This window comes from Ramlibacter sp. MMS24-I3-19, from assembly GCF_050320135.1.
Lineage (GTDB): Bacteria > Pseudomonadota > Gammaproteobacteria > Burkholderiales > Burkholderiaceae_C > Ramlibacter.
Genome location: NZ_CP190017.1, coordinates 522,588 through 548,261, shown reverse-complemented (window position 1 = coordinate 548,261; position 25,674 = coordinate 522,588). Strand labels below are relative to the sequence as shown.

The following is a 25,674-nucleotide window of genomic DNA, read 5'->3' as shown; positions in this document are numbered from 1 at the left end:
TTCAGTACCGTCCAACCACGGTGGAGATGCGCAGCACCGCCGAGCCGGCGTCGAACACCTGGGTGTCCACGCGCAGGAAGTTCGGGTTGGGCGTCGGTGCCACCACCACCGCGACTTCGAAGTCGGTGTTGCCCTGCCGGCAGCCCACGCGCTGCTCGCCGACACCCGGCAACTGGCGCGCGAGCCGCACCCTCACGAGTTCGTTCTCGGCGCACAGCTGGGCCAGCAGCACGCTGGACTGGCGCTGGGCGTTGTTGGTGAGCGCCGTGGTCGCCTGCAGGCCGGCGGTCAGCGCGATGGCGACGATGCCAAGGGCGACGAGGACCTCGATCAGCGTGAAGCCGCGCTGCGGCCGACGGGTCATGGGGTGGGCTCGGTGACGGTGAACGGCCGCAGTCCGTCGGTCTCGATGCGCAGGCTTCGCTGGGGCACGGCCGTGGAGGCAATCACCACGGACTGGCGACCGATGATCGGTTCCGGCCCGAGCACGATCGCCGGGCCGCCCTGCACGTAAGTGCCGCTGCTCAGCCAGTGGTCGGGCAGTGCCTTGTCGGGCAGCCCGTCGAAGCGGAATCCGCCGTCCACCGGGTGCCACACGACAGCGACGCCGCTGGTGCGCGACTGGGCGCGCGCCGACTCGAACAGGGCGGACAGCCGCTGCGCCTCGCGATCGAGCTGCGCCGCGGCGCTGTCGCGGATGGCGAAGCTGACGCCGGCCGTGGCGATGGCGATGATCGCCACCACCACCATCAACTCGATCAGCGTGAAGCCGGACGCCCGCAGGCGTGAAGGGGCGGCAGTTGCACTACTGCCAGGAACCGATGTCGGCATTCTTGCCCTCGCCACCCGGCTGGCCGTCGGCACCGAACGACATCACGTCGATCTCGCCCTTCACGCCGGGATTGAGGTACTGGTAGGGCCGGCCCCACGGATCCGCCGGGAGCTTGTCGAGGTACGGCTTCCAGTTCGGCGGCACCGGCGGTGCCGAAGGACGCGTGACCAAGGCCTGCAGGCCCTGCTCGGCGGTCGGATAGCGCTGGTTGTCCAGGCGGTAGAGCTTCAGCGCCTGCATCAGGTTGTTGACGTCGGTGCGGGCGGCGGTCGCGCGAGCATCGTCGGCGCGGTCCAGCACGTTGGGAACGATCAGCGCCGCGAGCACGCCGATGATGACCAGCACCACCATCAGCTCGATGAGGGTGAAGCCGGCCTGCGCGCTGCGGCCGAGGGAACGGAAGAGCTTCATGGGGGGTCGCGATGGGAAAGCGATCAATGATAATCGTCGCATGGTGCGCATGAGGGACAGCAACAACTGGACCGTCCGTGGGACGACGTTCGTTCTATGGGCCGTCGCTGGTGCGAGTGCCATTGCCTGGGGCTTGAAGCTCGGCAACCCCAACACACTCGGGGTCGCTCCAGCAGCGGTGCGTCCCCCGCTGGCGGCGGATCCGGCGGCGGTGGCGCGCTTGCTGGGGCATGTGCAGGGCAGCGGGCCAGCTGCCCCGGCCGCAGCGCCTCTGTCCAGTCGATTCAGCCTCGTCGGCGTGGTCGCCGCCCGCTCGCAGCAAGGGGCCGCGCTGATCGCGATCGACGGGCGTGCGCCCAAGCCGTTCCGCGTCGGCAGCAGCGTGGACGAAGGGCTGGTCCTGCAATCCGTGCAGGCGCGGCGCGCGGTCCTGGCCGCAACGCCGGATGGCCCGCCCGTCGTGACCCTCGAACTGCCGCCGCAGCAGCACTGAGCGGTTGGCGCGCCCTCAGCTGCGCAGGAACAGCCGATACGCCGGGTTGGCGGTCTCGTCGACGAAGGGGTAGCCCAGCGTGTCCAGGAACGCGCCGAACGCTGCATCGTCCGCTGGCGGTACCTGCAGGCCGACCAGGATCCGTCCGTAGTCGGCACCTTGGTTCCGGTAGTGGAACAGCGTGATGTTCCAGGTCGGCCGCAGCATCGACAGGAACTTCATCAAGGCGCCCGGTCGCTCGGGAAAGACGAAGCGCAGCAGCCGCTCGTCCTGCGCCAGCGGCGAATGGCCGCCCACCATGTGCCGCAGGTGCTCCTTCGCGAGCTCGTCGTGCGTCAGGTCCAGTGCTTCGAAGCCATGGCGCGTGAAGTTGGCAGCGATGCGCGCGGACTCGCCCTTGCCATGCGTGGCCAGGTCGACGAAGACGTGCGCCTGCCGCGAGTCGCTGATGCGGTAGTTGAATTCGGTCACGTTGCGCGGACCGCCGGGCAGGGATCCGATCAACTCGCAGAAGCGTCGGAAGCTGCCGCGCTCCTCGGGGATGGTGACCGCCAGCAGGGCCTCGCGCTCCTCGCCGACTTCGGCGCGCTCGGCGACGAATCGCAGGCGGTCGAAGTTCATGTTGGCGCCGCACAGGATCGCCGCGTAGGTCTCGCCCCGTGTCTTGTGCTGCGCCACGTACTGCTTGATGGCTGCGACGGCCAGCGCCCCTGCGGGTTCGACGATGCTGCGGGTGTCGACGAATACGTCCTTGATCGCGGCGCACACGGCGTCGGTGTCGACGGTGATGAACTCGTCCACCAGCTCCCGTGCGATGCGGAAGGTCTCCTCGCCCACCAGCTTGACGGCAGTGCCATCGGAGAACAGGCCGACATCGGGCAGCGTGACGCGCTTGCGCGCCTGCACCGATTGCAGCATCGCGTCGGAGTCGTTCATCTGCACGCCGATCACCTTCACTTCGGGCCGCACGGCCTTGATGTAGTTGGCCACGCCCGAGACCAGGCCGCCGCCGCCGATGGCAACGAAGACCGCGTGCAACGGCCCCTGCTGCTGGCGGAGCATCTCCATCGCGATCGTTCCCTGGCCCGCGATCACGTCGGGATCGTCGAAGGGGTGGATGAAGGTGAGGCCGCCCTCATCGCGCAGCGCCACGGCCCGGGCATACGCGTCGGAATAGCTGTCCCCGTGCAGCACGACTTCGCCGCCGAGCGCCTTGACCGCGTCGACCTTGACGCTGGGCGTCGTGACAGGCATGACGATCACGGCGCGGGTTCCCAACCGGTGCGCCGCCATCGCCACGCCTTGTGCGTGGTTGCCCGCCGATGCGCAGATCACTCCGCGTGCCAGTTCCTCGGCCGAGAGCTGCACCATGCGGTTGTAGGCGCCGCGCAGCTTGAAGCTGAAGACCGGCTGCTGGTCTTCCCGCTTCAGCAGGACCTTGTTGTGCAGCCGCCGACTGAGTGCCTTGGCAGTCTCGAGCGGCGTCTCGCTGGCGACGTCGTACACCCGTGCCGTGAGGATCTTCTTGAGGTAGTCGGCCGGCTTCAGGGATTTGGTCATGGGCGCGATCCTAGAAGGCGCGCTCCGCAACGGTCGGGCTGCGCCGGACAGAAAAGGCCCCCAGACCTTGCGGTCCGGAGGCCAAATCCACCAAAGGGAAGGTGGAGGAGACAATCGGGGCACAACCGTTTGGTTATGCTGCAACACCAGTATAACGGTGAAATGCTGCGACGCAGCAAGTCCTCCGCCGCGTTGGGCGGCACTACTTCACGCCAAGCTCATCCGCGGCAAGGCAAGGACGACAAAGATGGAATGCACGGTGAGTTGGACCGGGGCCGCCGGCACGCGGTCCGGCATGGGCTTCGTGGCCGAAACGGGAAGCGGCCATGTCCTGGCCATGGATGGTGCGCCCGACGAAGCGCGCCCGGAGAACGGCGGGCTCAATCTCGCGCCGCGCCCGATGGAGACCGTTCTGGCAGGCACGGGCGGCTGCACGGCCTATGACGTGGTGCTGATCCTCAAGCGGGGACGGCACGCCGTCTCGGGCTGCAGCGTCAAGCTCACGGCCGAGCGCGCGCCCGTGGATCCGAAGGTGTTCACGAAGATCCACCTGCACTTCACGGTGACGGGCAAGGGGGTGCCGGCAAGCGCCGTGGAGCGTGCCGTGGCCATGAGCCACGACAAGTACTGCTCGGCGACCATCATGCTTGCGAAGACGGCCGAGATCACCACCAGCTTCGAGGTGCGCGAGGGCTGATCAGACCACGTGGGCCGTGGTCGTCATCACCTTGGCGGCCGCACGCATGAGGCCCTTGGCCAGCGCGGGCAGTTCAGCTGCGCCTTGGGCCAGCGCCTGCGCGGCATGGGCGGCTTCGTCCGCTTTCATCTGGGCCACCACGGCGCGTGAGGCGTGATCGGCCGCAGGCAATCGCTCCAGGTGCGACTCGAGGTGCGTCTCCACCTGGCGTTCGGTCTCGACCACGAATCCGAGGCTCACGCGATCGCCGAAGCGGCCTGCCACGACGCCGAGTGCGAACGCGCCCGCGTACCAGAGCGGATTGAGCAGCGAAGGGCGTGCACCCAGTTGGTCCAGCCGCGCGCGCGTCCATGCGAGGTGGTCGGTCTCCTCGCGCGCAGCGCGCTCGAAGTGCGTGCGCAGGACCGGGTCGCGCGTAGCCGCCGCTTGCGCGGTGTAGAGCGCCTGCGCGCAGATCTCGCCCACGTGGTTCACACGCATCAGGCTGGCCGACTCGCGCCGCTCTTCTGGCGTGAGCACGGTCTCGTCAGCGGGAATCACGGGACACGGCCGGGCGCCGCGGGGAGGAGCGAAGAGGGTTCGGAGCGCGCCGTCGGCGGCCCCCAGCAGGCGGTCCATGGGGAGGCAGTTTACGAGGAGGCTTCGACAAGCGCCGTCAAGGCCGATCCGCACTTTCAGATGAGGCTGGCGGAAGGGTGTTGCGCGTCTCCCACTCAGCGGTTCGGCATGTTGTCCTCGTGCAACGAATACGCCCGGCGCGGGCTAAATACTTTGCGAAAGAAAAGTCCGTCTGGTGCAATAGCAACAACTTCCCAAAAGGAGGTTGGCCCGGGGATCCGGCGGGAGCACAAGAGTGCCTGCATTTGGTGAGCCCCTTCGCACCGGAGCCCTCTGTTTAACCTTGGAGAAACTTGCAATGAAAAAGAGCCTGATTGCTCTCGCCGTGCTGGCTGCCGCCGGCACCGCCTCCGCCCAGTCGTCGGTCACCCTGTTCGGTATCGTTGACGCCACCATCCAGCGCGTGTCCAACGGCGGCGCCGGCGGTGGTTCGGTGACCCGCCTGCACAACTCGGGCGAGAGCAGCTCGCGCCTTGGCTTCCGTGGCACGGAAGACCTCGGCGGTGGCATGTCCGCCTCCTTCTGGCTCGAGGCCGGCGTGAACAACGACGACGGCACCGGCCAGACCCTGAGCACGAACAACCAGTTCGCAGCGACCAGCGCGTTTGCATCTGGCGGTGGCGAAGCCGGCCGCAACGCCCGCGCCCAGAACGGCACGGGCCTGGTGTTCAACCGCCGTTCGACCGTCAGCCTGGCTGGCGGCTTCGGTGAGATCCGCCTGGGTCGTGACTACACCCCGCAATTCTGGAACCTGACCGTGTTCGATCCGTACGGCACCGTGGGTGTCGGCACGAACCTGATGACGTCCCTGAACGTCAGCGGCCCGACCTCGGTGCGTGCTTCGAACACCATCGGCTACTTCCTGCCCGGCAACCTGGGTGGCTTCTACGGCCAGATCCAGCACTATCGTGGCGAGAACTCCAGCACCGTGGCCAACTCCGGCGACGGCAACGGTACCGCCTTCCGCTTCGGCTACGCCGCTGGCCCGGTCAACGTCGCGATCGCTTCTGGCCGTACGTCGTACTCGCTGGTGACCGCCCTGGCGACGGCGACTTCCGTCACTGGCGGCGCGCAGCCGGCCGGCTCGACCCGTGCGACCAACATCGCCGGTTCGTGGAACTTCGGCTTCATGACCCTGATGGCCCAAGCGTCGCGTGACAAGGCCGACGCACTGGCCGGCGTGGGCGGCGGCAGCGCCAAGGGCAAGGGTTACCTGCTGGGCGCTACCGCTCCCATCGGTGCCGGCGTCCTGAAGTTCGCCGCGTCGCAGTACACCACGGACTACGCCGGTGCCGGTACCGACCCGCGCGCACGCAAGTACGCCCTGGGTTATGTGCACAACCTGTCCAAGCGCACCGCGGTCTACACCACGATCGCCCGCGTGCAGAACAACTCGACGTCCGCCGTGTCCGTGTTCAACGGTGCCGCTGCTGCTCCGGCGCTCGGCGCGCACTCGACCGGCTACGACCTGGGCATTCGCCACAGCTTCTAATTGCAAGGCTGGCTCACCAGCCGAAGACAATAAGAAACTTGAAAAGCCGCCTTCGGGCGGCTTTTTGGCCCGCTGCTTTGCGGGCCCACGTGTTTGCCCGGGGCTGGCCCGTGGCTTGCTCTGCTAGCATCGTTGCGCCGCACGCCACCCGATGCTCGCCTTTCTCCTCCGACGCTTGCTTCAGGCCGTGATCGTCATGGTCGTCGTGGCGTTCATCGCATTCCTGCTGTTCCAGTACGTGGGCGATCCGGTCGTGTTCCTCCTCGGACAGGACGCCCGCCCCGAGCAGATCCGCCAGATGCGGGCGGACCTCGGTCTCGACCAGCCCTTCTTCGTGCAGTTCTGGCACTTCCTCGTGAACGCCGCGCAGGGAGAGTTCGGACTCAGCCTACGCCAAGGGGCCAAGGTGTCGCGATTGATCGGCGAGCGCTTCCCCGCGACGTTGGAACTGTCGCTCGTCGCAGCGGTGCTGGCCCTAGTGATGGGCATTCCGATGGGGGTCTACGCCGCGCTGCGCAGGAACAGCGCGCTCAGCCACCTGTTCATGGTGATCTCCCTGCTCGGGGTGTCGCTGCCGACGTTCCTGATCGGGATCCTGTTGATCCTGGTGTTCGCCGTCATCCTGGGCTGGTTCCCCAGTTTCGGGCGCGGCGAAACGGTGCAGCTCGGATGGTGGACCACGGGTCTGCTCAGCCGCGACGGCTGGATGCACATCGTGCTGCCGTCCGTGACGCTGGCGATCTTCCAGCTCACCTTGATCATGCGGCTGGTGCGGGCCGAGATGCTGGAGGTGCTGCGCACCGACTACATCAAGTTCGCGCGCGCCCGCGGGCTGCCCGAACGCACCGTCCACTTCGGGCACGCCCTGAAGAACACCTTGGTGCCGGTGATGACCATCACCGGCCTGCAGCTCGGAGGGTTGATCGCGTTTGCCATCATCACCGAGACCGTCTTCCAGTGGCCTGGCATGGGGCTGCTGTTCATCCAGGCCGTCACGTTCGCTGACATTCCCATCATGGCGGCGTACCTGTGCCTGATCGCCCTCATCTTCGTCGTGATCAATCTCGTGGTCGACCTGCTCTATCTGGCTGTCGATCCGCGCCTGCGCCTGAGCAGCGCCAAAGGACTCTGATGCTTGCCACTGCCGGCGGCGCCCGCCTCAAGGCCAACGGCCGCGCCTTCGCCCACATCGCCAGGTTCCACCCCGAACTCACCGCGTTCCGGCGCGACCTGCACGCGCATCCGGAACTGGGGTTCGAGGAGGTCTACACCGCCAGCCGCGTGGTCGAGGCGCTGCGCGTGTGCGGCGTCGACGAAATCCACCAGGGGATCGGGAAGACCGGCGTCGTGGGCGTCATCCGCGGTCGCCAGACGAACAGTGGCCGGCTGCTCGGCCTGCGCGCCGACATGGACGCCCTGACCATGGCCGAGGACAACGAGTTCGCCTGGAAGTCGGCGAAGAACGGGATGATGCATGGCTGCGGCCATGACGGGCACACCGCGATGCTGGTGGGCGCGGCGCGATATCTCGCGGATACGCGCAACTTCGACGGCACGGCCGTGGTCATCTTCCAGCCCGGTGAGGAAGGCTTCGCCGGTGCGAAGGCAATGATCGAGGACGGCCTCTTCGATCGCTTCCCCGTCGAGGCTGTCTACGGGATGCACAACTGGCCGGGGCTCAAGCCCGGCGCCATCGGTCTCAACCCCGGCCCGATGATGGCCGCCGCGGACAAGGTGACGATCGAGATCACTGGCAAGGGCGGCCACGGCGCGCATCCCTACCTGGCCGTCGACCCGGTGCTCGTGGCGGCCCACATCATCACGTCCGCGCAATCCATCGTGTCGCGCAATGTGCGACCCATCGACGGAGCCGTCGTGAGCCTCTGCGCCATGCAGGCGGGCGACGTGCATGCCATGAGCGTGATTCCCGGCAAGGCGGTGCTGGTGGGCACGGTGCGCACCTTCACGTCCGACGTGCAGGAGCTGGTGGAGCGGCGCCTCACGGAGCTGTGCAGCGCCATCGCCCTGGGCTTCGGGGCGACGGCGTCGGTGAAGTACGAGCGGGTCTATCCGGCCACCACCAACAGCGCGGCGGAAGCGGAATTCGCCGCCGACGTGGCCGAGTCCCTCGTCGGCGCCGACCATGTCGTCCGCGACCTGGAGCCGAGCATGGGCGCCGAGGACTTCTCGTTCATGCTGCAGGTCAAGCCGGGCGCGTACCTGCGCATCGGCCAGGGCGGCGAAGGCAGCTGCATGCTGCACAACCCGCGCTACGACTTCAACGACGACATCCTGCCCCTGGGTTCGGCGCTGAACGCCAGCCTGGTCGAACAAGCCTTGCCGCTCGCCGCGGCCTGATCCTGCAGCCGCTCACCACTAGGAGAACGCCGATGAGAACCAAGACCCTGCTCTGCGCAGCCATCCTGTGCGCCTTTGCCAGCCTCGCCGGGGCGCAGACCGTGCGCATCGCCAACCAGGGCGACGCCCTGTCGATGGACCCGCATTCGCTGAACGAATCGCTGCAGCTCTCGGTCACCGGCAATGTCTACGAGCCGCTCGTGGGGCGCGACAAGAGCCTGGCCCTGACGCCCGCACTGGCCACGTCGTGGAAGCAGGTCTCGCCGACGGTGTGGCGCTTCGAGCTGCGCAAGAACGTGCAGTTCCATGACGGCAAGCCGTTCACCGCCGACGACGTGGTGTTCTCGCTGGCGCGGGTGGCGGGCGAGGGCTCGGACCTCAAGAGCAACGTCAACGACATCAAGGAAGTGCGCAAGGTCAGCGACTACGTCGTCGACATCGAGACCAAGACGCCGTTTCCCATCCTGCCGGACCAGCTGTCCAACACCTACATCCTGAGCAAGAAGTGGTGCGAGGAGAACCAGGCCACGAGACCGGTCGACCGTCGCAAGGGCATCGAGAACGCAGCGTCCTTCCGCGCCAACGGCACCGGCCCGTTCCGCCTTCGCGAGCGCCAGCCCAACGTGCGCACCACCTTCGTCCGCAACGGCAACTACTGGGGCAAGATCGACGGCAACGTGCAGGAGGTGATCTTCACCCCCATCGGCAATGACGCCACGCGCGTTGCCGCGTTGCTGTCGGGCGAGGTCGACGTGATGGAGCCGGTGCCAGTGCAGGACATCGAGCGCATCAAGGCTTCGCCGACGGCCAAGGTCGTGACGGACCCGAGCTGCGCACCATCTTCCTGGGCATGGACCAGAAGCGCGACGAGCTCCTGTATTCCAGCGTGAAGGGCAAGAACCCGTTCAAGGACAAGCGCGTGCGCCAGGCCTTCTACCAGGCCATCGACATCGACGGCATCCAGAAGACCGTGATGCGCGGCGCCTCCAAGCCCACCGCCGAGATGTGGGGGCCGGGCATCAACGGGTTCGTGCCCGAATTGAACAAGCGACTGCCGTACGACCCCGAAGCCGCCAAGAAACTGCTGGCCGAAGCGGGCTACGCGCAGGGCTTCGAGGTGACGATGAACTGCCCGAACGACCGCTACGTCAACGACGCGCGGATCTGCCAGGCGGTGGCGCAGAACCTCGCGCGCATCGGCGTGAAGATCAATCTCGCCGCCGAGACCAAGGGCACCTACTTCCCCAAGATCCTGCGTCGCGACACCAGCTTCTACATGCTGGGCTGGACGCCGACCACCTACGACGCGCACAACGCGATGAATGCGCTCATGGCCTGCCCCGACGACAAGGGCACCGGGCAGTTCAACCTGGGCAGCTATTGCAATCCCAAGTTCGACCAGCTGACGCGCGCGGTGCAGTCGGAAACCGACAAGGCCAAGCGCATGGCCATGATCAAGGAAGGCATCGAGATCCACGCCGCCGACGTCGGCCACATCCCGCTGCACCAGCAGGCACTGGCGTGGGGGATGAGCAAGAAGGTCGACCTGGTTCAACTGGCCGACAACTTCATGTTCTTCAAGTGGATCAGCATCAAGAAGTAATCCGCTGAGGGCGGCCCGCGCAGCCGCGGACCGCCCGATTCCCCATGCGACAGACCCTCGCCCGCTGGCTCGACAGCGACATCGGCTACAGCTTCAGGACCTCCCCGATCGCCATCGCGGCGGCGGCCATCGCATTCGTCTGCGTGTTCTGCGCCGTGTTCGCCAACTGGGTGGCGCCGCACAACCCGTTCGACCTGACGACGCTCGTGCTGTCCGACGCGCGGCTGCCGCCCGCCTGGCGCGCCGAGGGCAACGCCAGCTACCTGCTGGGCACGGACGACCAGGGCCGCGACATCCTGTCCACGCTGATGTTCGGAGCCCGCATTTCCCTCGTCGTGGGCCTGGCGTCGGTGGTGCTGTCGATGGTGATCGGCGTGGCCCTCGGACTGCTGGCGGGATTCCGCGGTGGCTGGGTGGACAGCTCCATCATGCGCCTGTGCGACGTGATGCTCAGTTTCCCGGCAATCCTGGTGGCGCTGCTGATCGCTGGCGTCGGCAGGGCGTTGTTCCCCAACGCCCACACGAGCGTGGCGTTCGGCGTGCTGATCCTCGCGATCACGCTCACAGGGTGGGTGCAGTACGCACGCACCGTGCGCGGCTCGACGTTGGTGGAGCGCGGCAAGGAATACGTGCAGGCGGCGCGCGTCACCGGCGTGGCCCCGATGCGGATCATGTTCCGCCATGTCCTGCCCAACGTCACCGGTCCGGTGCTGGTGCTTGCCACCATCCACGTGGCCACCGCGATCATCACCGAGGCGACCCTGTCGTTCCTCGGCGTCGGCGTACCTCCCACTCAACCCTCGCTGGGAACCTTGATCCGCATCGGCAACGATTACCTCTTCTCCGGCGAGTGGTGGATCACCGTCTTTCCCGGCGTGATGCTGGTGCTGATCGCCCTGTCGATCAACCTTCTGGGCGACTGGCTGCGCGATGCGCTGAATCCGCGCCTGCGCTAGCGCTGTCATGAACCTTCTCGACGTCCAGGACCTCGTGGTCGAATTCCCCGGCCGGCGCGGCACGCTCCGTGCGCTGGATGGCATCTCCTTTTCCATCGCGCCGGGCGAAATCCTGGGCGTGGTGGGCGAATCGGGAGCCGGCAAGAGCCTGACAGGCGCGTCCATCATCGGCCTGCTCGAGCCGCCTGGACGTGTCGCCTCGGGACAGATCATGCTCGAGGGACAGCGCATCGACCAGCTGTCTGCCGACCGCATGCGCCACATCCGCGGTCGCAAGATCGGCGCGATCTTCCAGGACCCGCTCACCTCGCTCAACCCGCTGTACACGGTGGGGCGGCAATTGGTCGAAACGATCCGGGCCCACCTGCCGGTCAGTGCGGCCGAGGCACGACAGCGCGCCATCGCCCTGCTGGAGGACACCGGCATCCCGGCGCCCGCGCAGCGCATCGACCACTACCCGCACCAGTTCTCGGGCGGCATGCGCCAGCGCGTGGTGATCGCGCTTGCCCTGGCCGCCGAACCGAAGCTGATCGTCGCGGACGAACCGACCACGGCGCTCGACGTCTCGATCCAGGCCCAGATCATCCAGTTGCTCAAGCGCGTCTGCCGCGAACACCACGCGGCCGTCCTGCTGATCACGCACGACATGGGCGTGATCGCCGAGACATGCGATCGGGTGGCCGTCATGTACGCCGGCCGCATCGCCGAGATCGGGCCCGTGCGCGAAGTCATCCACCAGCCGGCGCACCCGTACACCCTCGGCCTGATGGCCTCGATCCCCGACATGACCAGCGATCGCGAACGCCTGAACCAGATCGACGGCTCGATGCCGCGGCTCAACGCGATCCCGCCCGGCTGCGCCTACAACCCGCGGTGTCCGCGCGCGTTCGATCGCTGCACGCGCGAACGCCCGGACCTGATGGCTGCGGGAGCGACGCGCGCCGCCTGCTGGTTGCACGACGCACACGCCGGAGCATCGTCTTGAGCGCCAAAGCCGACGAGATCCGGGCGGCCTCGCCAGCAGAGGGATCGGCGCCGCTGGTGCAGGCGCGCGATCTCGCGAAGTCCTTCGACGTCTCCGCGCCCTGGCTCAATCGCGTGCTGGAGCGCAGGCCGCGCCAGTTGCTGCACGCGGTGGACGGTGTCAGCTTCGAGATCGCGCGCGGACAGACCCTGGCCCTGGTCGGGGAGTCGGGCTGCGGCAAGAGCACGGTGGCGCGCCTGCTGGTCGGCCTGTACGAGCCCTCGCGCGGCAGCTTCTCGTTCAATGGCCAGGACGCGCATGTGGCGTACCGGTCCTCCCAGAGCAGGGCGCTGCGCCGGCGCATCCAGATGATCTTCCAGGACCCCTACGCGAGCCTTAATCCGCGCTGGACCGTGGACCGCATCGTCGCCGAGCCGCTGCACGAGCACGGGATCGAGCGCGACGCCGCGACGTTGCGCGAGCGCGTGGCACGGTTGCTGCAAGGCGTGGGGCTGTCGGCGCAGGACATGACCAAGTACCCGCACCAGTTCTCCGGCGGCCAGCGCCAGCGCATCTCGATCGCCCGCGCGCTGGCCACTGAGCCGGAGTTCCTGGTGTGCGACGAACCCACCAGTGCGCTCGACGTGAGCGTGCAGGCGCAGGTGCTGAACATCATGAAGGACCTGCAGCGCAGGCAGGGGCTCACTTATCTGTTCATCTCGCACAACCTCGCCGTCGTGCGCCATGTGAGTGACCAGGTCGGCGTGATGTACCTGGGCCGGGTGGTCGAACTCGCGGGGAAGCATCAGCTGTTCGGCAACCCGCAGCATCCTTACACGCGCATGCTGCTCGATGCGATCCCGGCGATGCACGACACGGGACGCGCACGCACGCCGGTGCAGGGCGAAGTGCCGAATCCGCTGAGTCCCCCGATGGGCTGCGCCTTCAATCCACGCTGCCCGCATGCCAACGAACGCTGCCGCGTCGAGCGGCCACAGCTGCTGCCGTTGCGTGGCGTGCGCGTGGCCTGCCACGCCGTCGAGGAAGGCCGCATCTAGGGCGGCCCGGCCAGCCTACAGCTCTTCGCTCCAGCAGTAGCCGTCGCGCGCGATCATCGCGCTGGCGGCGCTCGGTCCCCAACTACCGGCGGCGTACGGGCGCAGGTCCGCATCGTTGCCCTGCCAGGCATCGAGCAAGGGCTCGACCCAGCGCCACGCCGCCTCCTGTTCGTCGCTGCGCACGAAGAGGTTCAGCCGGCCGTCGATCACGTCCAGTAGCAGCCGCTCGTACGCACCCACGCGCTCGGCGCCGAAGCGCTTGTCGAAGTCCAGGTCGAGGTGCACCGGCGTGAGCGACTGCGAGTGGCGCCGGTCGTCCTGGCCTTGCGCCAGCAGGTGCAGTTCCAGGCCATCGCGGGGCTGCAGGTTGATCACCAGGCGGTTGGCCGCCCCGAGCGGCGTGCGGAAGATCGCGTGCGGTGCCGCGCGGAAATTGACGACGATGTGGGCGTCGCGGGCGGCGAGCCGCTTGCCCGTGCGGATGTAGAACGGCACGCCGGCCCAGCGCCAGTTGGCGATCACGGCCCGCAGCGCCACGAAGGTCTCGGTCGTGCTCTGGGGCGACACGCCGGGCTCGTCACGGTAGCCGGGCACGGGCTCGCCGCCTACGGTGCCCGGGCCGTACTGGCCGCGGATCGCGAATTGCGTGATGGCTTCGGGCGTCCAGGGACGCAGCGAGCGCAGCACCTTCAGCTTCTCGTCCCGGATGGCGTCCGCGTCGGCGCTGATCGGCGGCTCCATGGCCAGGGCGCAGACCAGCTGCAGGGCGTGGTTCTGCACCATGTCGCGCAGCGCGCCGGTGCTGTCGTAGAACGCGCCACGCTTCTCGACGCCGAGGTCCTCCGCGATCGTGACCTGGATGTTGGCGATGTTCTCGCGCCGCCACAGCGGCTCGAACAAGGCATTGCCGAATCGCAGGGCGAACAGGTTCTGCACCGACGGCTTGCCCAGGTAGTGGTCGATGCGGAAGACCTGCTCCTCGCGGAAGGCCTTGCGCACCGTGTCGTTGATCTCGCGGTTGGAGGCGAGGTCGTGCCCGAGCGGCTTCTCCAGCACGATGCGGGTCTGCGGCGTGCTCAGGCCGGCGGCAGCAAGCTGCTCGCAGACGGTGGCGAACAGGCTGGGCGCGGTGGCCAGGTACATGAGCACCACGTCCGCGTTGCGCTGCGCCAGACGGTCCTTGAGCCGGCCGTAGTCACCCGGCCTGGACAGGTCCAGGCGCTGGAAGTGCAGCAACTCGGCGAACCGGGCGAACTCCTCCGGGCTCGGCCGCTTGGCGCCTTCGACGCCGGCGAAGCGCTGCTGGATCAGCTGGCGGTATTGCTCGTTGGTGAGGTCGTCGCGCGCGATGCCCAGGATGCGTCCATCCTTGGGCAGGGTACCGTGGCGGAAGGCCTGGAACAGGGCGGGCATCAGCTTGCGCCAGGCAAGGTCGCCGGTGCCGCCGAACAGGACGAGGTCGAAGCTCATGGAGAAGTGGGAGCGAGAGGGCTCCTACTGTAATCGGCTCGCTTCTGCCGCGATTCCATGCTGCCTTGATGAGCAGCGCAGGCCGGGATAATCGAGCGATGAACCAACTCGACGCACTGAAGCAATACACGACGGTGGTCGCGGACACCGGCGACTTTCGCCAGCTGGCCCAGTTCCATCCCCAGGATGCCACCACCAATCCATCACTCATCCTGAAGGCGGTGCAGAAGGCCGAGTACGCGCCGCTGTTGAAGGAGACCATGGCCCGGTTCCGCAACAAGCCGCTGGACGAAACCATGGACCGGCTGCTGGTGCGCTTCGGACGCGAGATCCTGACCCTCATCCCCGGCCGGGTGTCGACCGAGGTCGACGCGCGCCTGAGCTTCAACACCGAAGCGAGCGTCGCGCGCGGCGAGCGGATCATCGAGCTGTACCAGGCCGAGGGCGTTCCCGTCGACCGCGTGCTGATCAAGGTTGCGTCCACCTGGGAAGGTATCCAGGCTGCCGCGCAACTGGAACGGCGCGGCATCCACACCAATCTCACGCTGCAGTTCTCGTTCTGCCAGGCGGTGGCGTGCGGGCAGGCCAAGGTGCAGCTCATCTCACCGTTCGTGGGCCGGATCTACGACTGGTACAAGAAGAGCGCCGGCGCAACCTGGGACGAAGCCGCCAATGCGGGTGCCAACGACCCGGGCGTGAAGTCGGTGCGGCAGATCTACCTGCACTACAAGCACTTCGGCATCCGCACTGAGGTCATGGGCGCCAGCTTCCGCAACGTGGGGCAGATCCTCGCACTGGCCGGTTGCGACCTGCTCACGATCAGCCCGGATCTGCTCGCGCAACTCGCCGGCACCGAGGCGCCCGTCACGCGCGCCCTCGACCCTGCACACGCGAAGGCGATGGACATCGCGCCCGTGCAGTTCGACGAGGCCAGCTTTCGCTTCGCGCTGAACGAGGACGCGATGGCGACCGAGAAGCTGGCCGAGGGCATCCGGGCCTTCGCCGCCGATGCGATCAAGCTCGAGCACCTGATGAAGGAGGCCTGACCGATGGCCACCCAGATGCACCCGCGGTGCGACCAGGCCGCCGCCTGGGGTGCGCTGCAGCGACGCTTCGCGTCCGAGGGCCGGTCGTTCGACGCCAGGCATGCGCTGCGCGACGACGCCGGGCGCGTCCAGCGCTTCAGCCAGCAGGCGCCGTTCGTGTTCGCCGACATGTCGAAGAACCTCATCGATGCGGCCACCGAGGACCTGCTGCTGCAGCTGGCGCGTGACTGCGGGCTGGAGGCGCAGCGTGATGCGATGTTCCGCGGCGATCCGATCAACGCGACGGAAGGCCGCGCCGTCATGCACTTCCTGCTGCGCACGCCACAGGGCGGCGAAGGGCCAGCCCAGGAGCTGGCCGAGGTGCATCGCACGCTCGAGCCGATGCTGGCCTATGCGGAATCCGTGCGTGCCGACTCGCAGATCACGGACGTCGTCAACATCGGCATCGGCGGTTCCGACCTCGGCCCGCAGATGGCGGTGCAGGCGCTCGACAGCTTCGTCGCGCCGGGAAGGCGCTTCCATTTCGTGTCGAACGTCGACGGGCACGAACTCGCGGGCGTGCTGCGCGGCCTGAAGCCACGGAGCACGCTGTTCCTCATCGCCTCCAAGACCTTTACGACGCTAGAGACGATGACCAACGCGCGCTCGGCGCGGCAGTGGTTCCAGTCGCAAGGCGGCACCGACATCGCACGTCACTTCGCTGCACTCACCACCAATGTGGGTGCAGCGGCCGACTTCGGCATCGAGCGCACGTTCGGCTTCTGGGACTGGGTCGGCGGCCGCTACTCGTTGTGGTCCGCCATCGGCCTCCCGATCGCGATTGCTGTCGGGGCGGAGAACTTTCGCGCGCTGCTGGCCGGCGCGCATGCGATGGACCGACATTTCCGCACCGAGCCGCTGGAGCGCAACCTGCCGGCTCGAATGGCGCTGCTGGACCTCTGGTACCGCAACTTCCATGGCTTCGGCAGCCGCTCCGTCGCGCCGTACCACAGCGCGCTGCGGCGCCTGCCGGCGTACCTGCAGCAACTGGAGATGGAGAGCAACGGCAAGCGCGTCGACCGCGAGGGGCAGGTGGTGCCCTATGGCACGTCGCCGGTGGTCTGGGGCGAGCCGGGCACCAATGGGCAGCACGCGTACTTCCAGATGCTGCACCAGGGCACGGACGTGATCCCGGTGGAGTTCATCGCCGTGAAGGAGCCTGCCCACACGCTGCGCGAACACCATCCGCAGCTGCTGGCCAACGTGCTGGCGCAGGCCCAGGCCTTGATGCAGGGCAAGGCGGACCCGGGCGGCCACAAGCACTTCCCCGGCAACCGGCCCAGCACCATGCTGTTGCTGGATCGGCTGGAGCCGCAAAGCCTCGGCGCGCTGATCGCGCTGTACGAGCACCGCGTGTTCTGCGCCGGCGCGCTGTGGGGCATCAACAGCTTCGACCAGTGGGGCGTCGAGCTCGGCAAGGTGCTGGCCAGGGACATCGCGCCGCGACTCGCCTCCGGGGACACCGCGGGCCTGGATGCATCCACCGCAATGTTGATCCGGCGGCTGGCCAGCTGAGCTCGCCAAGCTCTTTCGTGCCGCCTATCATCCGCCCGGGCCACATGGCCCGAGAGGAGATCACATGGAAGAGTTCCAGCACGCAGTCAAGACCTGCTTCAACAAGTACGCCGACTTCAGTGGCCGCGCGGCGCGGCCGGAGTTCTGGTGGTTCTTCGCGTTCCAGTTCGCGGTGTATGTCGTCACCAGCTTCGTCCACGGCCTCATCGAGCTGGTCGCCTTCCTGGCGCTCGTCGTGCCCGGACTGGCCGTGGGTGCGCGGCGCATGCACGACACGGGCAAGAGTGGCTGGATCCTGCTTCTGGCGCTGATCCCCGTCGTGGGCGGCCTCGTGCTGCTGTTCTTCGCGGCCCAGCCCGGCGAACCGCATGACAACGCGTATGGTCCGGTGCCCACGGGTGGCGGGCAGCCCGCGCTGGCCCCGGGACAGCAGTAAGAACCTCGTCGCGCACAAAAAAGGCCGGGATGTCTCCCGGCCTTTTTTGTTGCTGGCACAGCGGGACGCGGCTGCGTCCCGATGCAGCGCGGACCTTACATGTCCATGCCGCCCATGCCACCCATGCCGCCCATGCCACCGCCGGGCATCGCGGGCGCTTCTTCCTTCGGCGCCTCGGCGACCATCGCTTCGGTGGTCAGCATCAGCGACGCGACGGACGCGGCGTTCTGCAGTGCGGTGCGGGTGACCTTGGTGGGATCCAGGATGCCCATCTCGATCATGTCGCCGTACGTGTCGTTGGCGGCATTGAAGCCGTAGTTGCCCTTGCCATTCAGGACCGCGTTGACCACGACGGAGGCTTCGCCGCCGGCGTTGTAGACGATCTCGCGCAGCGGCGCTTCGATGGCCTTGAGCACCAGCTTGATGCCGGCTTCCTGGTCGGGGTTGTCGCCCTTGATCGTGCCGGCAGCCTGCTTGGCACGCAGCAGCGCGACGCCACCACCAGCCACGATGCCTTCTTCCACGGCAGCCCGGGTGGCGTGCAGCGCGTCTTCCACGCGGGCCTTCTTCTCCTTCATCTCGACTTCGGTGGCGGCACCGACCTTGATCACCGCAACGCCGCCGGCCAGCTTGGCCACGCGCTCCTGCAGCTTCTCGCGGTCGTAGTCGCTGGTCGCTTCCTCGATCTGGACGCGGATCTGCTTGACGCGCGCCTCGATGTCGGCAGCGGCACCGGAGCCGTCGATGATGGTGGTGTTTTCCTTGCCCACTTCGATGCGCTTGGCCTGGCCCAGGTCGGCCAGCGTCACCTTCTCGAGCGACAAGCCCACTTCCTCGGCGATCACCTTGCCACCGGTCAGGATGGCGATGTCTTCCAGCATCGCCTTGCGACGGTCACCGAAGCCCGGCGCCTTGACGGCCACGACCTTCAGGATGCCGCGGATGGTGTTGACCACCAGGGTCGCCAGCGCTTCGCCTTCGACTTCTTCCGCAACGATCAGCAGCGGACGGCCGGCCTTGGCTACCTGCTCCAGCGTGGGCAGCAGGTCGCGGATGTTGCTGATCTTCTTGTCGAACAGCAGCACGAACGGGTTGTCCAGGATCGCGCTCTGCTTCTCGGGGTTGTTGATGAAGTAGGGCGACAGGTAGCCGCGGTCGAACTGCATGCCTTCGACGACGTCCAGCTCGTTGTTCAGGCTCTTGCCGTCCTCGACGGTGATCACGCCTTCCTTGCCGACCTTGTCCATCGCGTCGGCAATGATCTTGCCGATCGACTCGTCGCTGTTGGCGGAGATGGAGCCGACCTGCGCGATCTCCTTGGAGGTCGTGGTGGGCTTGGACGCCTTCTTCAGCTGCTCGGTCAGGGCCACGACGGCCTTGTCGATGCCGCGCTTGAGGTCCATCGGGTTCATGCCGGCGGCCACGTACTTCATGCCCTCGCGCACGATGGCTTGGGCCAGCACGGTGGCGGTGGTGGTGCCGTCACCGGCGTTGTCGCTGGTCTTGGAAGCGACTTCCTTGACCATCTGCGCGCCCATGTTCTGGAGCTTGTCCTTGAGCTCGATCTCCTTGGCGACCGAGACACCGTCCTTCGTCACGGTGGGGGCGCCGAACGAGCGCTCGAGCACCACGTTGCGGCCCTTGGGGCCCAGGGTCACCTTGACCGCGTTGGCCAGGATGTTCACGCCTTCGACCATGCGGGCGCGGGCGTCGCCGCCGAAAACCACGTCTTTTGCTGCCATGTCTTGACTCCGAAATTCAGTTGAGGGGAGGAGGGGCGATTACTTCTTCTCGACGACCGCGAACAGGTCGTCTTCCTTCATCACCAGCAGTTCGTCGCCATCGACCTTGACGGTCTGGCCGCTGTACTTGCCGAACAGGACCCGGTCGCCGACCTTGACGTTCGGGGCAATGAGGTCGCCCTTGTCGTTCTTGCGGCCGGGTCGACGGCAAGCACTTCACCTTGGTCCGGCTTCTCGGCTGCGTTGTCGGGGATCACGATGCCCGAGGCCGTCTTGGTCTCGTTTTCCAGGCGCTTGACGATCACGCGGTCGTGCAGGGGGCGAAGCTTCATTGCATCTCCTTTGTCTTGAAACTCGATGGGGACATCAAAAAGCGCCAACGCAAGTTAGCGCTTCATAACCTGCGGAGCGCTGGCCAGCTCATCTGCTAGCACTCGCGTCCGGAGAGTGCTAATGATAGGGCATCGGATGTCGGTTTCAAGCCCCCCGGGCTGTCGGACGCGAGCTTGCGGGAGCCCTGCCGCGTACGCGGCGCCCGGCCGGAAGGCCCGGCTCTCAGCGGCTGTGCTGGCGTCGCCAGCTGGCGACCGCCTCGACCGTCGTGCAGGCAAGGCGGTGTGCACGCGCGAACGCGGCGACCTGGTCGCCGCGCGCCATGCTCCCGTCCGGGTTCATCAGCTCGCACAGCACGCCGGCCGGAGCCAGTCCGGCCATCTGCGCGAGGTCGACGGCCGCCTCGGTGTGGCCCTGGCGTTCCAGCACGCCGCCAGGGCGCGCCACCAGCGGGAACACGTGGCCGGGGCTGACGATCTCGGCGTGTTCAAGCGTCGAACGCAAGGCGCACTGGATGGTCTGCACGCGGTCGGCGGCCGACACACCGGAGCCGATGCCGTGTGCTGCCTCGATCGATTGCGTGAACGCCGTCGCATAGCGCGACCGGTTGATCTCGACCATCGGCTTCAGCCTCAGGCGGCTTGCCATCTCGGGCCGCATGCACAGGCACACGATGCCGCTGCCCTCGCGGATCATCAACGCCATCACGGCCGGCGTGATGCGCTCGGCCGCGCAGATGATGTCCGCCTCGTTCTCGCGGGCGACGTCGTCGAGCACCAGCACGGGCCGGCCGGTGCGGATCGCCTCGATCACCTCGGGCATGGGTGCCAGCGCCAAAGGCGTGGCGGACCCGGTGGGGGAAGGTACTGCAGTCGTCATGAAACGCTCCTGTCGGTTGAGAACAAAAACGCTCCAAGGCACGCAAAGAACGCCGCAGCCCGCGCGCGAACGCGGACGACGGCACATCGCGCAGGCTTGCGCCTTCGCGAATCTTCTTTCATCCGGACTGTCACCGTCGGCCCCAGCATCGGACTGGGTCTGCTGACCCCGCGCCGCACGAAGGCGGCCCGGGCGCTCGCGGGCTCGCGGCTTGCGCCGCCTACCGCCGGTGGGGAATTCCACCCCGCCCTGAAGACCGTTCCATCCTAGTCACGGGCCTGGGCTAGAGTTGCCGCCATGGAGACACCCGATGCCGGCTGAAGGACGCCCTGGCAGTTGGCAGCGGCACCCCTGGATGCGGCGCGCCTCGCTCGCGCACCGCCGCGCCGGCCGGTTGCCGGCGACCGTGCGCGGGCTCATGTGGTCGGCCACCTCCGGCCTGGTGTTCGTCCTGCTCAACACCGTGATGCGCGGGCTGGCGATGCAGCTCGATCCATTCGAGACCCAGTTCCTGCGCTACCTGGCCGGCATCCTGGTGATGCTGCCCATCGTGCTGCGCAGCGGCCTGCGGTCGTACGTGCCGCGCAACATCGGCGGCCAGTTCCTGCGGGGCGGGGTGCACACGGTGGGCCTGTACCTGTGGTTCTTCGCGCTGCCGCACATCAGCATTGCCGACACCACCGCGATCGGCTTCACGACACCGATCTTCATCATGTTCGGTGCGGTGCTGGTCCTGAAGGAGCCGATGCGGTGGGAACGGTGGGTGGCCGCCGCCCTCGGCTTCGCGGGCGTGCTCCTGGTGGTCGGTCCGCAGCTCACCGGCGGCAGCTACTACGCGCTGGTGATGTTGTCCTCCTCGCCGGTGTACGCGGCGTCGTACCTGATCACGAAGGCGCTCACGCGCTACGAGCGTGCGGCGGTCATCGTGGTGTGGCAGGCCATCAGCGTCACCCTGTGCAGCCTGCCGCTGGCGGTGCTGCACTGGCATTGGCCGACCGCGGGTCAATGGGCGCTGGTGCTGCTGTGCGGCGTGCTGGGCAGCACGGGCCACTACTGCCTCACGCGGTCGTTCAGCGTGACCGACATCTCCGCCACCCAGTCGGTCAAGTTTCTCGACCTGGTGTGGGCAGCCCTCCTGGGCTGGATGGCGTTCGGCGACTGGCCCAGCCAGTGGTCGCTGGTCGGGGGCGCGGTGATCTGCGCGTCGACGGTCTGGATCGCGCGTCGTGAATCGCGCGGACCGGTCCCAGCTTCAGCCTGAGCGCAACGCGAACGCCGCGGGAGTGCCAGCGCCGGCGGGTGCGATGTCCCAACGCTTGTTGTGGAAAGCTGCAAGTGCCGGGCGATGGCCGATCGACACCAGGCCGCCCTGGCGCCGCTCGATGCCCGCGAGCAGTCGCGCGTACAAGGCCTTCTCGGCGGGCTCGTCGAGCGCGGAGGTGGCCTCGTCGGCCAGCACCCAGCGCGGGTCCTTCAGGAACACGCGTGCCAGCGCGAGGCGCTGGCGTTCGCCGCCGGACAGCTTCTGGCTCCATGCATCCTCGTCGTCCAGGCGCTCGGCCAGCTGCGGCAGCAGAGCTTCATCGAGCGCGTGGCGCAGCGCGGCGTCGCCGTAACGCGAAGCCGGTTCGGGATAGGCGAGCGCGTCGCGCAACCTGCCGTCCGGGAAGTAGGGCTGCTGCGGAATGACCATCGCATCGTCCGGCATCGTCACGCGCCCGCGGGCGAAGGGCCAGATGCCTGCGAGGGTGCGCAGCAGCGACGACTTGCCGCTCCCCGACGGTCCCTTCAGCAGCACATGGTCGCCGGGTGCTGCGCTGACCGCGACGCCGGACATCAGCAGGGCGCCCGAGGGCAAGGCCAGGTCCAGCCCGCGCGTGGTGACTTCCTCGCCGGCGCTGCGGTCGACACCGCTCGCATGGCCCTCCTGCGCCGACACGCTTTCCTCGAAGCTCGTGAGCCGGTCCGTCGTCGCGCGCCAGGACGCCAGCGCGCTGTAGTTGTCGACGAACCAGGCCAGCGCGTCCTGCACCTCGCCGAAGGCGGACGAGATCTGCATCAGCTCACCGAGCTGGATCGCGCCACTGAGGAAGCGAGGTCCCGCGAGCAGCAGCGGGAACACCACGGCGGCCTGGCCGAAAAAGGCGGTGAACCAGGTGAGGTTCTTGCGCGCCCGCAGCAGCTGCAGGTAGTTCAGCAGCACCTGCGAGAAGCGCACTTCCAGCTGCCCGCGCTCGACCTGCTCGCCGCGGTCCAGGGCAATGGCTTCGCTGTATTCGCGCACCCGCACCATGTGGTGCCGGAAGTCGGCCTCGAAGCGTTGCTGCCGGAAGTTCAGCCCGATCTGCGGGCGGCCGATCGCATGCGTGATCGCGCTGCCGCCGATGCAGTACGCGAGTGCCGCCCACACCATGTAGCCCGGGATCGCGTACGTCGCTCCGGCGAGCTGGAAAGTGAAACTGCCGCTCAACGCCCAGAGGATCCCGATGAAGCTGGCCAGGCTCACCAGCGCATTGAGCAGGCCCATGCTGAGGGAGACGCTGTACTCGGTGAACAGCTGCAGGTCCTCCTGGATCCGCTGGTCCGGGTTGTCGGGGGCGCGTTCGCCGGAGAAGCGGGCCAGCTCCATGCGGTAGAACGCCTGGTGCTGCAGCCAGCGCTGCAGGTAGTTGCGCGTGAGCCATGCGCGCCAGCGCAGCTCGAGCAGCTGGGTGAGATAGAACCGGTACACCGCGACCAGCACGAAGCTGAACGCGAGCACGGCGAACACGCCGACCTCCCGCCAGAACACCGGCGCGTCGCGCGCCTGCAGGGCGTCGTAGAACACCCGGTTCCAGTTGGTGATGCGCACCGACACGTACACCGCCGCCAGGTTGAGCACGACGATGGCCGCGAGGAGCCCACGGGCCTTCCACCTTTCTTCGGAGCGGAAATAGGGCGCGGTGAGCGCCCAGACCCGGCGGGTCGTGGCGGCCGAGGCCGAAAGGCGGGATGCGACGGACATGGGACCTCCAGTGAGGACCATGCTAGCGGCCGACGCTGAAGGCAGCCTTAGGTGTTGCTGATGCCGCCGGACACGTGGCCGGCCGGCACGTGGCGCGCGGCATGGTCCACGTGCCGCGTCTGGTCGTCGAAGAAGAAGTCGGGTTCGAACTCGCGCAGGAACTCACCCTTGGGCAGGCCGCCGAGGAACATCGCCTCGTCGACGTGGATGTTCCATTGCATGAGCGTGCGGATCGCGCGCTCGTGCGCCGGGGCACTGCGCGCCGTGACCAGCGCGGTGCGGATCTTCATGGCCGGCGTGCCCGCGTTCTGCAGGCGGTGCAGGGCTTCGAGGAACGGCTTGAACGGCCCCTCAGGCAGGGGTTGCAGAACCTTGTCGCTCTCGTGCCGCTGGAAGGCGTCCAGGCCCTGGCTCTGGAACACCCGCTCGGCTTCGTCGGAGAACAGCACGGCGTCGCCGTCGAAGGCGATGCGCACCTCGTCCGGGTAGTTGGCGCCGGCGAGCGTCGACTCGGTCAGCACGCGCGCGGCAGGGTGGCCTGCCGCCAGTGCCTCGCGCACGTCTTCCGCGTTGGCCGAGAGGAACAGGTGCGCCTGCAGCGGCTTGAGGTAGCGGAACGGCGGGCGGCCCTGGGTGAACACGCCGCGCTCGAGCTTGATCGCATTGGCGTTGCCCGAACGGAAGATGCGCATGCCGGAGACCGGGTCGTTGCGCGAGAGGATCACCACTTCGACGCGCTGCGTGGCCTCGTCGTTGAAGGCCAGCAGCTTCTTGATCAGCGAAAAGGCGATGCCCGGGCGCGCCGGTTCGTCGAGCCGCTGCAGCTGCAGCGCCATGTAGGCCTGCGGATCGCCGCTCTCGAAGATGCGGTTCTCCTCCTCGAAGTTGAACAGCGCCCGCGAGGAGATCGCCACCACCAGCTTGTCGGCCGGAAACACGCTCATGTCAGCGCACCAGCTGGTTGAGCTGGATGATGGGCAGCAGCACCGCCAGCACGATCAGCATGACGATGAGGCCCATGCCGACGATCAGCAGCGGCTCCAGCACGGTGGCGAGCTGCATCGCCCGGCGCTGGACCTCGTTGCCCAGCTGCGTGGCGGCGCGCTGCAGCATCAACGGCAGCTGGCCGGTCTGCTCGCCCAGGCGCGCGAACATCGACAGCAGGCCCGGGAAGCGCTTCTTCTGGGCGAGGGCCGACGCGAGCGGTGCGCCTTCGCGCACCAGCACGAGCGCGTCGAGCGCATCGGCGCGCATGGCTCGGTTGTTCAGGGTCTGGGCAGCCGCCTGCAGCGCGCGCAGGATCGGCACGCCGGCCGACGTGAGCATCGCGAGCGTGTTGCCGAACTGCGCGCTGTTGTAGCCGCGCGAGATGCGGCCCAGCAGCGGCAATCGAAGCCACGACGCGTCGAACCGCTCGCGGAACCCCTCGTTGCGCAGCATCACCCGCAGCACCGTGAAGGCGCCCACGATGACCAGCAGGAACAGCCAGCCCCAGTTGCGCACGAAGGAACTCAGGCCCAGCATGGCCACCGTGAGGAAGGGCAGGGCGCGCTTGGTGCCGGCGAAGACGCTGGCCACCTGCGGCACGACGTAGGTGACCAGGAACACCACGATCACGACCGCGACCAGGGTGACGATGGCCGGATAGAGGGCGGCGCCGATCAACCGGGCGCGCAGGGCCTGCCGGTTCTCCAGGTCGTCGGCCAGGCGCTCGAGCACCATGCCGAGGTCCCCGCTCTGCTCGCCGGCGCCGACCACCGCGATGTAGATGTCCGAGAACTCGCGCGGGAAGTGCGACAGCGCATTGGCGAACGTCGATCCGGCATTGACCTCGGCGCGCAGCGCGGCCACCAGGTGCCGTTCTTCCTCGCGATCGGTTTCTTCGGCCAGGGCCGTGAGTGCACGCTCGAGCTGCAGGCCCGAGGTGACCAGTCCGGCGATCTGGCGCGTCCACACCGTGAGGCGGGTGTCGTTGAACACGCGCCGGCCCCAGCGACTGACCGCGGCGCCGCGGCCCGGCCCGCCGGCATCCACCGGCGTGACCTGCAGCGGGATCAGCGATTGCGCGCGCAGCTGGCCGCGCGCGGCTTTGGCGGTGTCGGCCTCGAGCAGGCCGCGCCGGGTCTGCCCCTGCGGATCCAGGGCCTCGAACGAGTACGCGGGCATGC

At 67.7% G+C, this 25,674-nt stretch carries 23 protein-coding genes, 2 pseudogenes and 1 riboswitch; of the genes and pseudogenes, 13 read left to right on the top strand and 12 right to left on the bottom strand.

What is annotated here, in order from left to right; genetic code table 11:
• Position 1: 1 nt before the first annotated feature.
• The 3 genes from gspI to gspG are packed head-to-tail and all read right to left on the bottom strand — an operon-like array spanning position 2 to position 1,243.
• Positions 2 to 364, bottom strand: a complete 363-nt coding sequence (gene gspI, locus ACPWT1_RS02715) for a type II secretion system minor pseudopilin GspI (protein ID WP_427913886.1) — start codon at positions 362 to 364, stop codon at positions 2 to 4.
• Positions 361 to 831, bottom strand: a complete 471-nt coding sequence (locus tag ACPWT1_RS02710) for a pilus assembly FimT family protein (protein WP_427913885.1) — start codon at positions 829 to 831, stop codon at positions 361 to 363. Before ACPWT1_RS02710 ends, gspI begins: the two co-directional genes overlap by 4 nt.
• The gene (gene gspG / locus ACPWT1_RS02705) at positions 806 to 1,243 is read right to left on the bottom strand and encodes a type II secretion system major pseudopilin GspG (protein ID WP_427913884.1); all 438 of its coding nucleotides are present in this window, start codon (positions 1,241 to 1,243) and stop codon (positions 806 to 808) included. Before gspG ends, ACPWT1_RS02710 begins: the two co-directional genes overlap by 26 nt.
• Before the next feature lie 49 nt (positions 1,244 to 1,292).
• Here gspG and ACPWT1_RS02700 point away from each other — a divergent pair, with 49 nt between their 5' ends.
• A complete protein-coding gene (locus tag ACPWT1_RS02700; RefSeq protein WP_427913883.1) occupies positions 1,293 to 1,736 on the top strand; it encodes a type II secretion system protein N in 444 nt (147 codons plus the stop codon).
• A gap of 15 nt (positions 1,737 to 1,751) precedes the next feature.
• Here the strand turns inward: ACPWT1_RS02700 and ilvA are convergent, their stop codons facing one another.
• Complete coding sequence (gene ilvA, locus ACPWT1_RS02695; protein ID WP_427913882.1) at positions 1,752 to 3,296, bottom strand: threonine ammonia-lyase, biosynthetic; 1,545 nt, start codon at positions 3,294 to 3,296, stop codon at positions 1,752 to 1,754.
• 247 nt (positions 3,297 to 3,543) lie between these two features.
• On the opposite strand from ilvA, the gene ACPWT1_RS02690 reads away from it, so the two are divergent.
• Entirely contained in the window at positions 3,544 to 3,993 is a 450-nt protein-coding gene (locus ACPWT1_RS02690; RefSeq protein ID WP_427913881.1) for an OsmC family protein, read from the top strand.
• Here ACPWT1_RS02690 and coq7 read toward each other — a convergent pair whose 3' ends face one another.
• Positions 3,994 to 4,611, bottom strand: coding sequence for a 2-polyprenyl-3-methyl-6-methoxy-1,4-benzoquinone monooxygenase (gene coq7, locus ACPWT1_RS02685; protein ID WP_427913880.1), 618 nt, complete (start codon positions 4,609 to 4,611; stop codon positions 3,994 to 3,996).
• Positions 4,612 to 4,909: 298 nt separating this feature from the next.
• Here coq7 and ACPWT1_RS02680 point away from each other — a divergent pair, with 298 nt between their 5' ends.
• The 7 genes and pseudogenes from ACPWT1_RS02680 (at position 4,910) to ACPWT1_RS02650 (ending at position 13,042) form a co-directional block, all read left to right on the top strand.
• Positions 4,910 to 6,103, top strand: a complete 1,194-nt coding sequence (locus ACPWT1_RS02680) for a porin (RefSeq protein ID WP_427913879.1) — start codon at positions 4,910 to 4,912, stop codon at positions 6,101 to 6,103.
• A 151-nt stretch (positions 6,104 to 6,254) separates the two neighbouring features.
• Positions 6,255 to 7,235, top strand: coding sequence for an ABC transporter permease (locus ACPWT1_RS02675; protein WP_427913878.1), 981 nt, complete (start codon positions 6,255 to 6,257; stop codon positions 7,233 to 7,235).
• Positions 7,235 to 8,461 (top strand): M20 aminoacylase family protein, encoded by a 1,227-nt coding sequence (locus ACPWT1_RS02670; protein WP_427913877.1) that lies wholly within the window; start codon positions 7,235 to 7,237, stop codon positions 8,459 to 8,461. Before ACPWT1_RS02675 ends, ACPWT1_RS02670 begins: the two co-directional genes overlap by 1 nt.
• A gap of 32 nt (positions 8,462 to 8,493) precedes the next feature.
• Positions 8,494 to 10,064, top strand: a pseudogene (locus tag ACPWT1_RS02665) (ABC transporter substrate-binding protein).
• A gap of 44 nt (positions 10,065 to 10,108) precedes the next feature.
• Positions 10,109 to 11,020, top strand: a complete 912-nt coding sequence (locus tag ACPWT1_RS02660) for an ABC transporter permease (protein WP_427913876.1) — start codon at positions 10,109 to 10,111, stop codon at positions 11,018 to 11,020.
• Between the two features lie 7 nt (positions 11,021 to 11,027).
• Positions 11,028 to 12,005 (top strand): ABC transporter ATP-binding protein, encoded by a 978-nt coding sequence (locus ACPWT1_RS02655; protein ID WP_427913875.1) that lies wholly within the window; start codon positions 11,028 to 11,030, stop codon positions 12,003 to 12,005.
• Positions 12,002 to 13,042, top strand: a complete 1,041-nt coding sequence (locus ACPWT1_RS02650) for an ABC transporter ATP-binding protein (RefSeq protein WP_427913874.1) — start codon at positions 12,002 to 12,004, stop codon at positions 13,040 to 13,042. Before ACPWT1_RS02655 ends, ACPWT1_RS02650 begins: the two co-directional genes overlap by 4 nt.
• A gap of 15 nt (positions 13,043 to 13,057) precedes the next feature.
• On the opposite strand, the gene zwf is transcribed toward ACPWT1_RS02650, so the two are convergent.
• The gene (gene zwf / locus ACPWT1_RS02645) at positions 13,058 to 14,512 is read right to left on the bottom strand and encodes a glucose-6-phosphate dehydrogenase (protein ID WP_427913873.1); all 1,455 of its coding nucleotides are present in this window, start codon (positions 14,510 to 14,512) and stop codon (positions 13,058 to 13,060) included.
• A 98-nt stretch (positions 14,513 to 14,610) separates the two neighbouring features.
• On the opposite strand from zwf, the gene tal reads away from it, so the two are divergent.
• From tal to ACPWT1_RS02630, 3 genes are all read left to right on the top strand, one after another.
• Complete coding sequence (tal, locus tag ACPWT1_RS02640) at positions 14,611 to 15,558, top strand: transaldolase (RefSeq protein ID WP_427913872.1); 948 nt, start codon at positions 14,611 to 14,613, stop codon at positions 15,556 to 15,558.
• Positions 15,559 to 15,561: 3 nt separating this feature from the next.
• Complete coding sequence (pgi, locus tag ACPWT1_RS02635; RefSeq protein WP_427913871.1) at positions 15,562 to 17,112, top strand: glucose-6-phosphate isomerase; 1,551 nt, start codon at positions 15,562 to 15,564, stop codon at positions 17,110 to 17,112.
• Positions 17,113 to 17,176: 64 nt separating this feature from the next.
• Positions 17,177 to 17,548, top strand: coding sequence for a DUF805 domain-containing protein (locus ACPWT1_RS02630; protein WP_427913870.1), 372 nt, complete (start codon positions 17,177 to 17,179; stop codon positions 17,546 to 17,548).
• 95 nt (positions 17,549 to 17,643) lie between these two features.
• On the opposite strand, the gene groL is transcribed toward ACPWT1_RS02630, so the two are convergent.
• The 3 genes and pseudogenes from groL to ribB all read right to left on the bottom strand — a co-directional run bounded on the left by groL (position 17,644) and on the right by ribB (position 20,502).
• The gene (groL, locus tag ACPWT1_RS02625; RefSeq protein WP_427913869.1) at positions 17,644 to 19,290 is read right to left on the bottom strand and encodes a chaperonin GroEL; all 1,647 of its coding nucleotides are present in this window, start codon (positions 19,288 to 19,290) and stop codon (positions 17,644 to 17,646) included.
• A gap of 39 nt (positions 19,291 to 19,329) precedes the next feature.
• Positions 19,330 to 19,622, bottom strand: a pseudogene (locus tag ACPWT1_RS02620) (co-chaperone GroES).
• Between the two features lie 223 nt (positions 19,623 to 19,845).
• Entirely contained in the window at positions 19,846 to 20,502 is a 657-nt protein-coding gene (gene ribB / locus ACPWT1_RS02615) for a 3,4-dihydroxy-2-butanone-4-phosphate synthase (protein ID WP_427913868.1), read from the bottom strand.
• A 106-nt stretch (positions 20,503 to 20,608) separates the two neighbouring features.
• Positions 20,609 to 20,763, bottom strand: a riboswitch (FMN riboswitch).
• Between the two features lie 49 nt (positions 20,764 to 20,812).
• Between ribB and ACPWT1_RS02610 the strand changes: the two genes are divergently transcribed.
• Entirely contained in the window at positions 20,813 to 21,763 is a 951-nt protein-coding gene (locus ACPWT1_RS02610; RefSeq protein ID WP_427913867.1) for a DMT family transporter, read from the top strand.
• Here the strand turns inward: ACPWT1_RS02610 and ACPWT1_RS02605 are convergent.
• From ACPWT1_RS02605 to gspF, 3 genes are read right to left on the bottom strand one after another with little or no spacing between them, the layout of a single operon-like run.
• Entirely contained in the window at positions 21,755 to 23,506 is a 1,752-nt protein-coding gene (locus ACPWT1_RS02605) for an ABC transporter ATP-binding protein/permease (RefSeq protein WP_427913866.1), read from the bottom strand. The two genes, ACPWT1_RS02610 and ACPWT1_RS02605, sit on opposite strands and share 9 nt — an antisense overlap.
• Before the next feature lie 47 nt (positions 23,507 to 23,553).
• Positions 23,554 to 24,450, bottom strand: a complete 897-nt coding sequence (locus ACPWT1_RS02600) for a 5'-nucleotidase (protein WP_427913865.1) — start codon at positions 24,448 to 24,450, stop codon at positions 23,554 to 23,556.
• 1 nt (position 24,451) lies between these two features.
• Positions 24,452 to 25,672, bottom strand: coding sequence for a type II secretion system inner membrane protein GspF (gspF, locus tag ACPWT1_RS02595; protein ID WP_427913864.1), 1,221 nt, complete (start codon positions 25,670 to 25,672; stop codon positions 24,452 to 24,454).
• Positions 25,673 to 25,674: the final 2 nt, after the last annotated feature.

Excerpts from the sequence above, each read along its gene's own strand:
- gspI (WP_427913886.1), bottom strand. The coding sequence starts at position 364 with ATGACCCGTCGGCCGCAGCGCGGCTTCACGCTGATCGAGGTCCTCGTC.
- ACPWT1_RS02710 (WP_427913885.1), bottom strand. The coding sequence starts at position 831 with ATGCCGACATCGGTTCCTGGCAGTAGTGCAACTGCCGCCCCTTCACGC.
- gspG (WP_427913884.1), bottom strand. The coding sequence starts at position 1,243 with ATGAAGCTCTTCCGTTCCCTCGGCCGCAGCGCGCAGGCCGGCTTCACC.
- ACPWT1_RS02700 (WP_427913883.1), top strand. The coding sequence starts at position 1,293 with ATGAGGGACAGCAACAACTGGACCGTCCGTGGGACGACGTTCGTTCTA.
- ilvA (WP_427913882.1), bottom strand. The coding sequence starts at position 3,296 with ATGACCAAATCCCTGAAGCCGGCCGACTACCTCAAGAAGATCCTCACG.
- ACPWT1_RS02690 (WP_427913881.1), top strand. The coding sequence starts at position 3,544 with ATGGAATGCACGGTGAGTTGGACCGGGGCCGCCGGCACGCGGTCCGGC.
- coq7 (WP_427913880.1), bottom strand. The coding sequence starts at position 4,611 with ATGGACCGCCTGCTGGGGGCCGCCGACGGCGCGCTCCGAACCCTCTTC.
- ACPWT1_RS02680 (WP_427913879.1), top strand. The coding sequence starts at position 4,910 with ATGAAAAAGAGCCTGATTGCTCTCGCCGTGCTGGCTGCCGCCGGCACC.
- ACPWT1_RS02675 (WP_427913878.1), top strand. The coding sequence starts at position 6,255 with ATGCTCGCCTTTCTCCTCCGACGCTTGCTTCAGGCCGTGATCGTCATG.
- ACPWT1_RS02670 (WP_427913877.1), top strand. The coding sequence starts at position 7,235 with ATGCTTGCCACTGCCGGCGGCGCCCGCCTCAAGGCCAACGGCCGCGCC.
- ACPWT1_RS02660 (WP_427913876.1), top strand. The coding sequence starts at position 10,109 with ATGCGACAGACCCTCGCCCGCTGGCTCGACAGCGACATCGGCTACAGC.
- ACPWT1_RS02655 (WP_427913875.1), top strand. The coding sequence starts at position 11,028 with ATGAACCTTCTCGACGTCCAGGACCTCGTGGTCGAATTCCCCGGCCGG.
- zwf (WP_427913873.1), bottom strand. The coding sequence starts at position 14,512 with ATGAGCTTCGACCTCGTCCTGTTCGGCGGCACCGGCGACCTTGCCTGG.
- tal (WP_427913872.1), top strand. The coding sequence starts at position 14,611 with ATGAACCAACTCGACGCACTGAAGCAATACACGACGGTGGTCGCGGAC.
- pgi (WP_427913871.1), top strand. The coding sequence starts at position 15,562 with ATGGCCACCCAGATGCACCCGCGGTGCGACCAGGCCGCCGCCTGGGGT.
- ACPWT1_RS02630 (WP_427913870.1), top strand. The coding sequence starts at position 17,177 with ATGGAAGAGTTCCAGCACGCAGTCAAGACCTGCTTCAACAAGTACGCC.
- groL (WP_427913869.1), bottom strand. The coding sequence starts at position 19,290 with ATGGCAGCAAAAGACGTGGTTTTCGGCGGCGACGCCCGCGCCCGCATG.
- ribB (WP_427913868.1), bottom strand. The coding sequence starts at position 20,502 with ATGACGACTGCAGTACCTTCCCCCACCGGGTCCGCCACGCCTTTGGCG.
- ACPWT1_RS02610 (WP_427913867.1), top strand. The coding sequence starts at position 20,813 with ATGCCGGCTGAAGGACGCCCTGGCAGTTGGCAGCGGCACCCCTGGATG.
- ACPWT1_RS02605 (WP_427913866.1), bottom strand. The coding sequence starts at position 23,506 with ATGTCCGTCGCATCCCGCCTTTCGGCCTCGGCCGCCACGACCCGCCGG.
- ACPWT1_RS02600 (WP_427913865.1), bottom strand. The coding sequence starts at position 24,450 with ATGAGCGTGTTTCCGGCCGACAAGCTGGTGGTGGCGATCTCCTCGCGG.
- gspF (WP_427913864.1), bottom strand. The coding sequence starts at position 25,672 with ATGCCCGCGTACTCGTTCGAGGCCCTGGATCCGCAGGGGCAGACCCGG.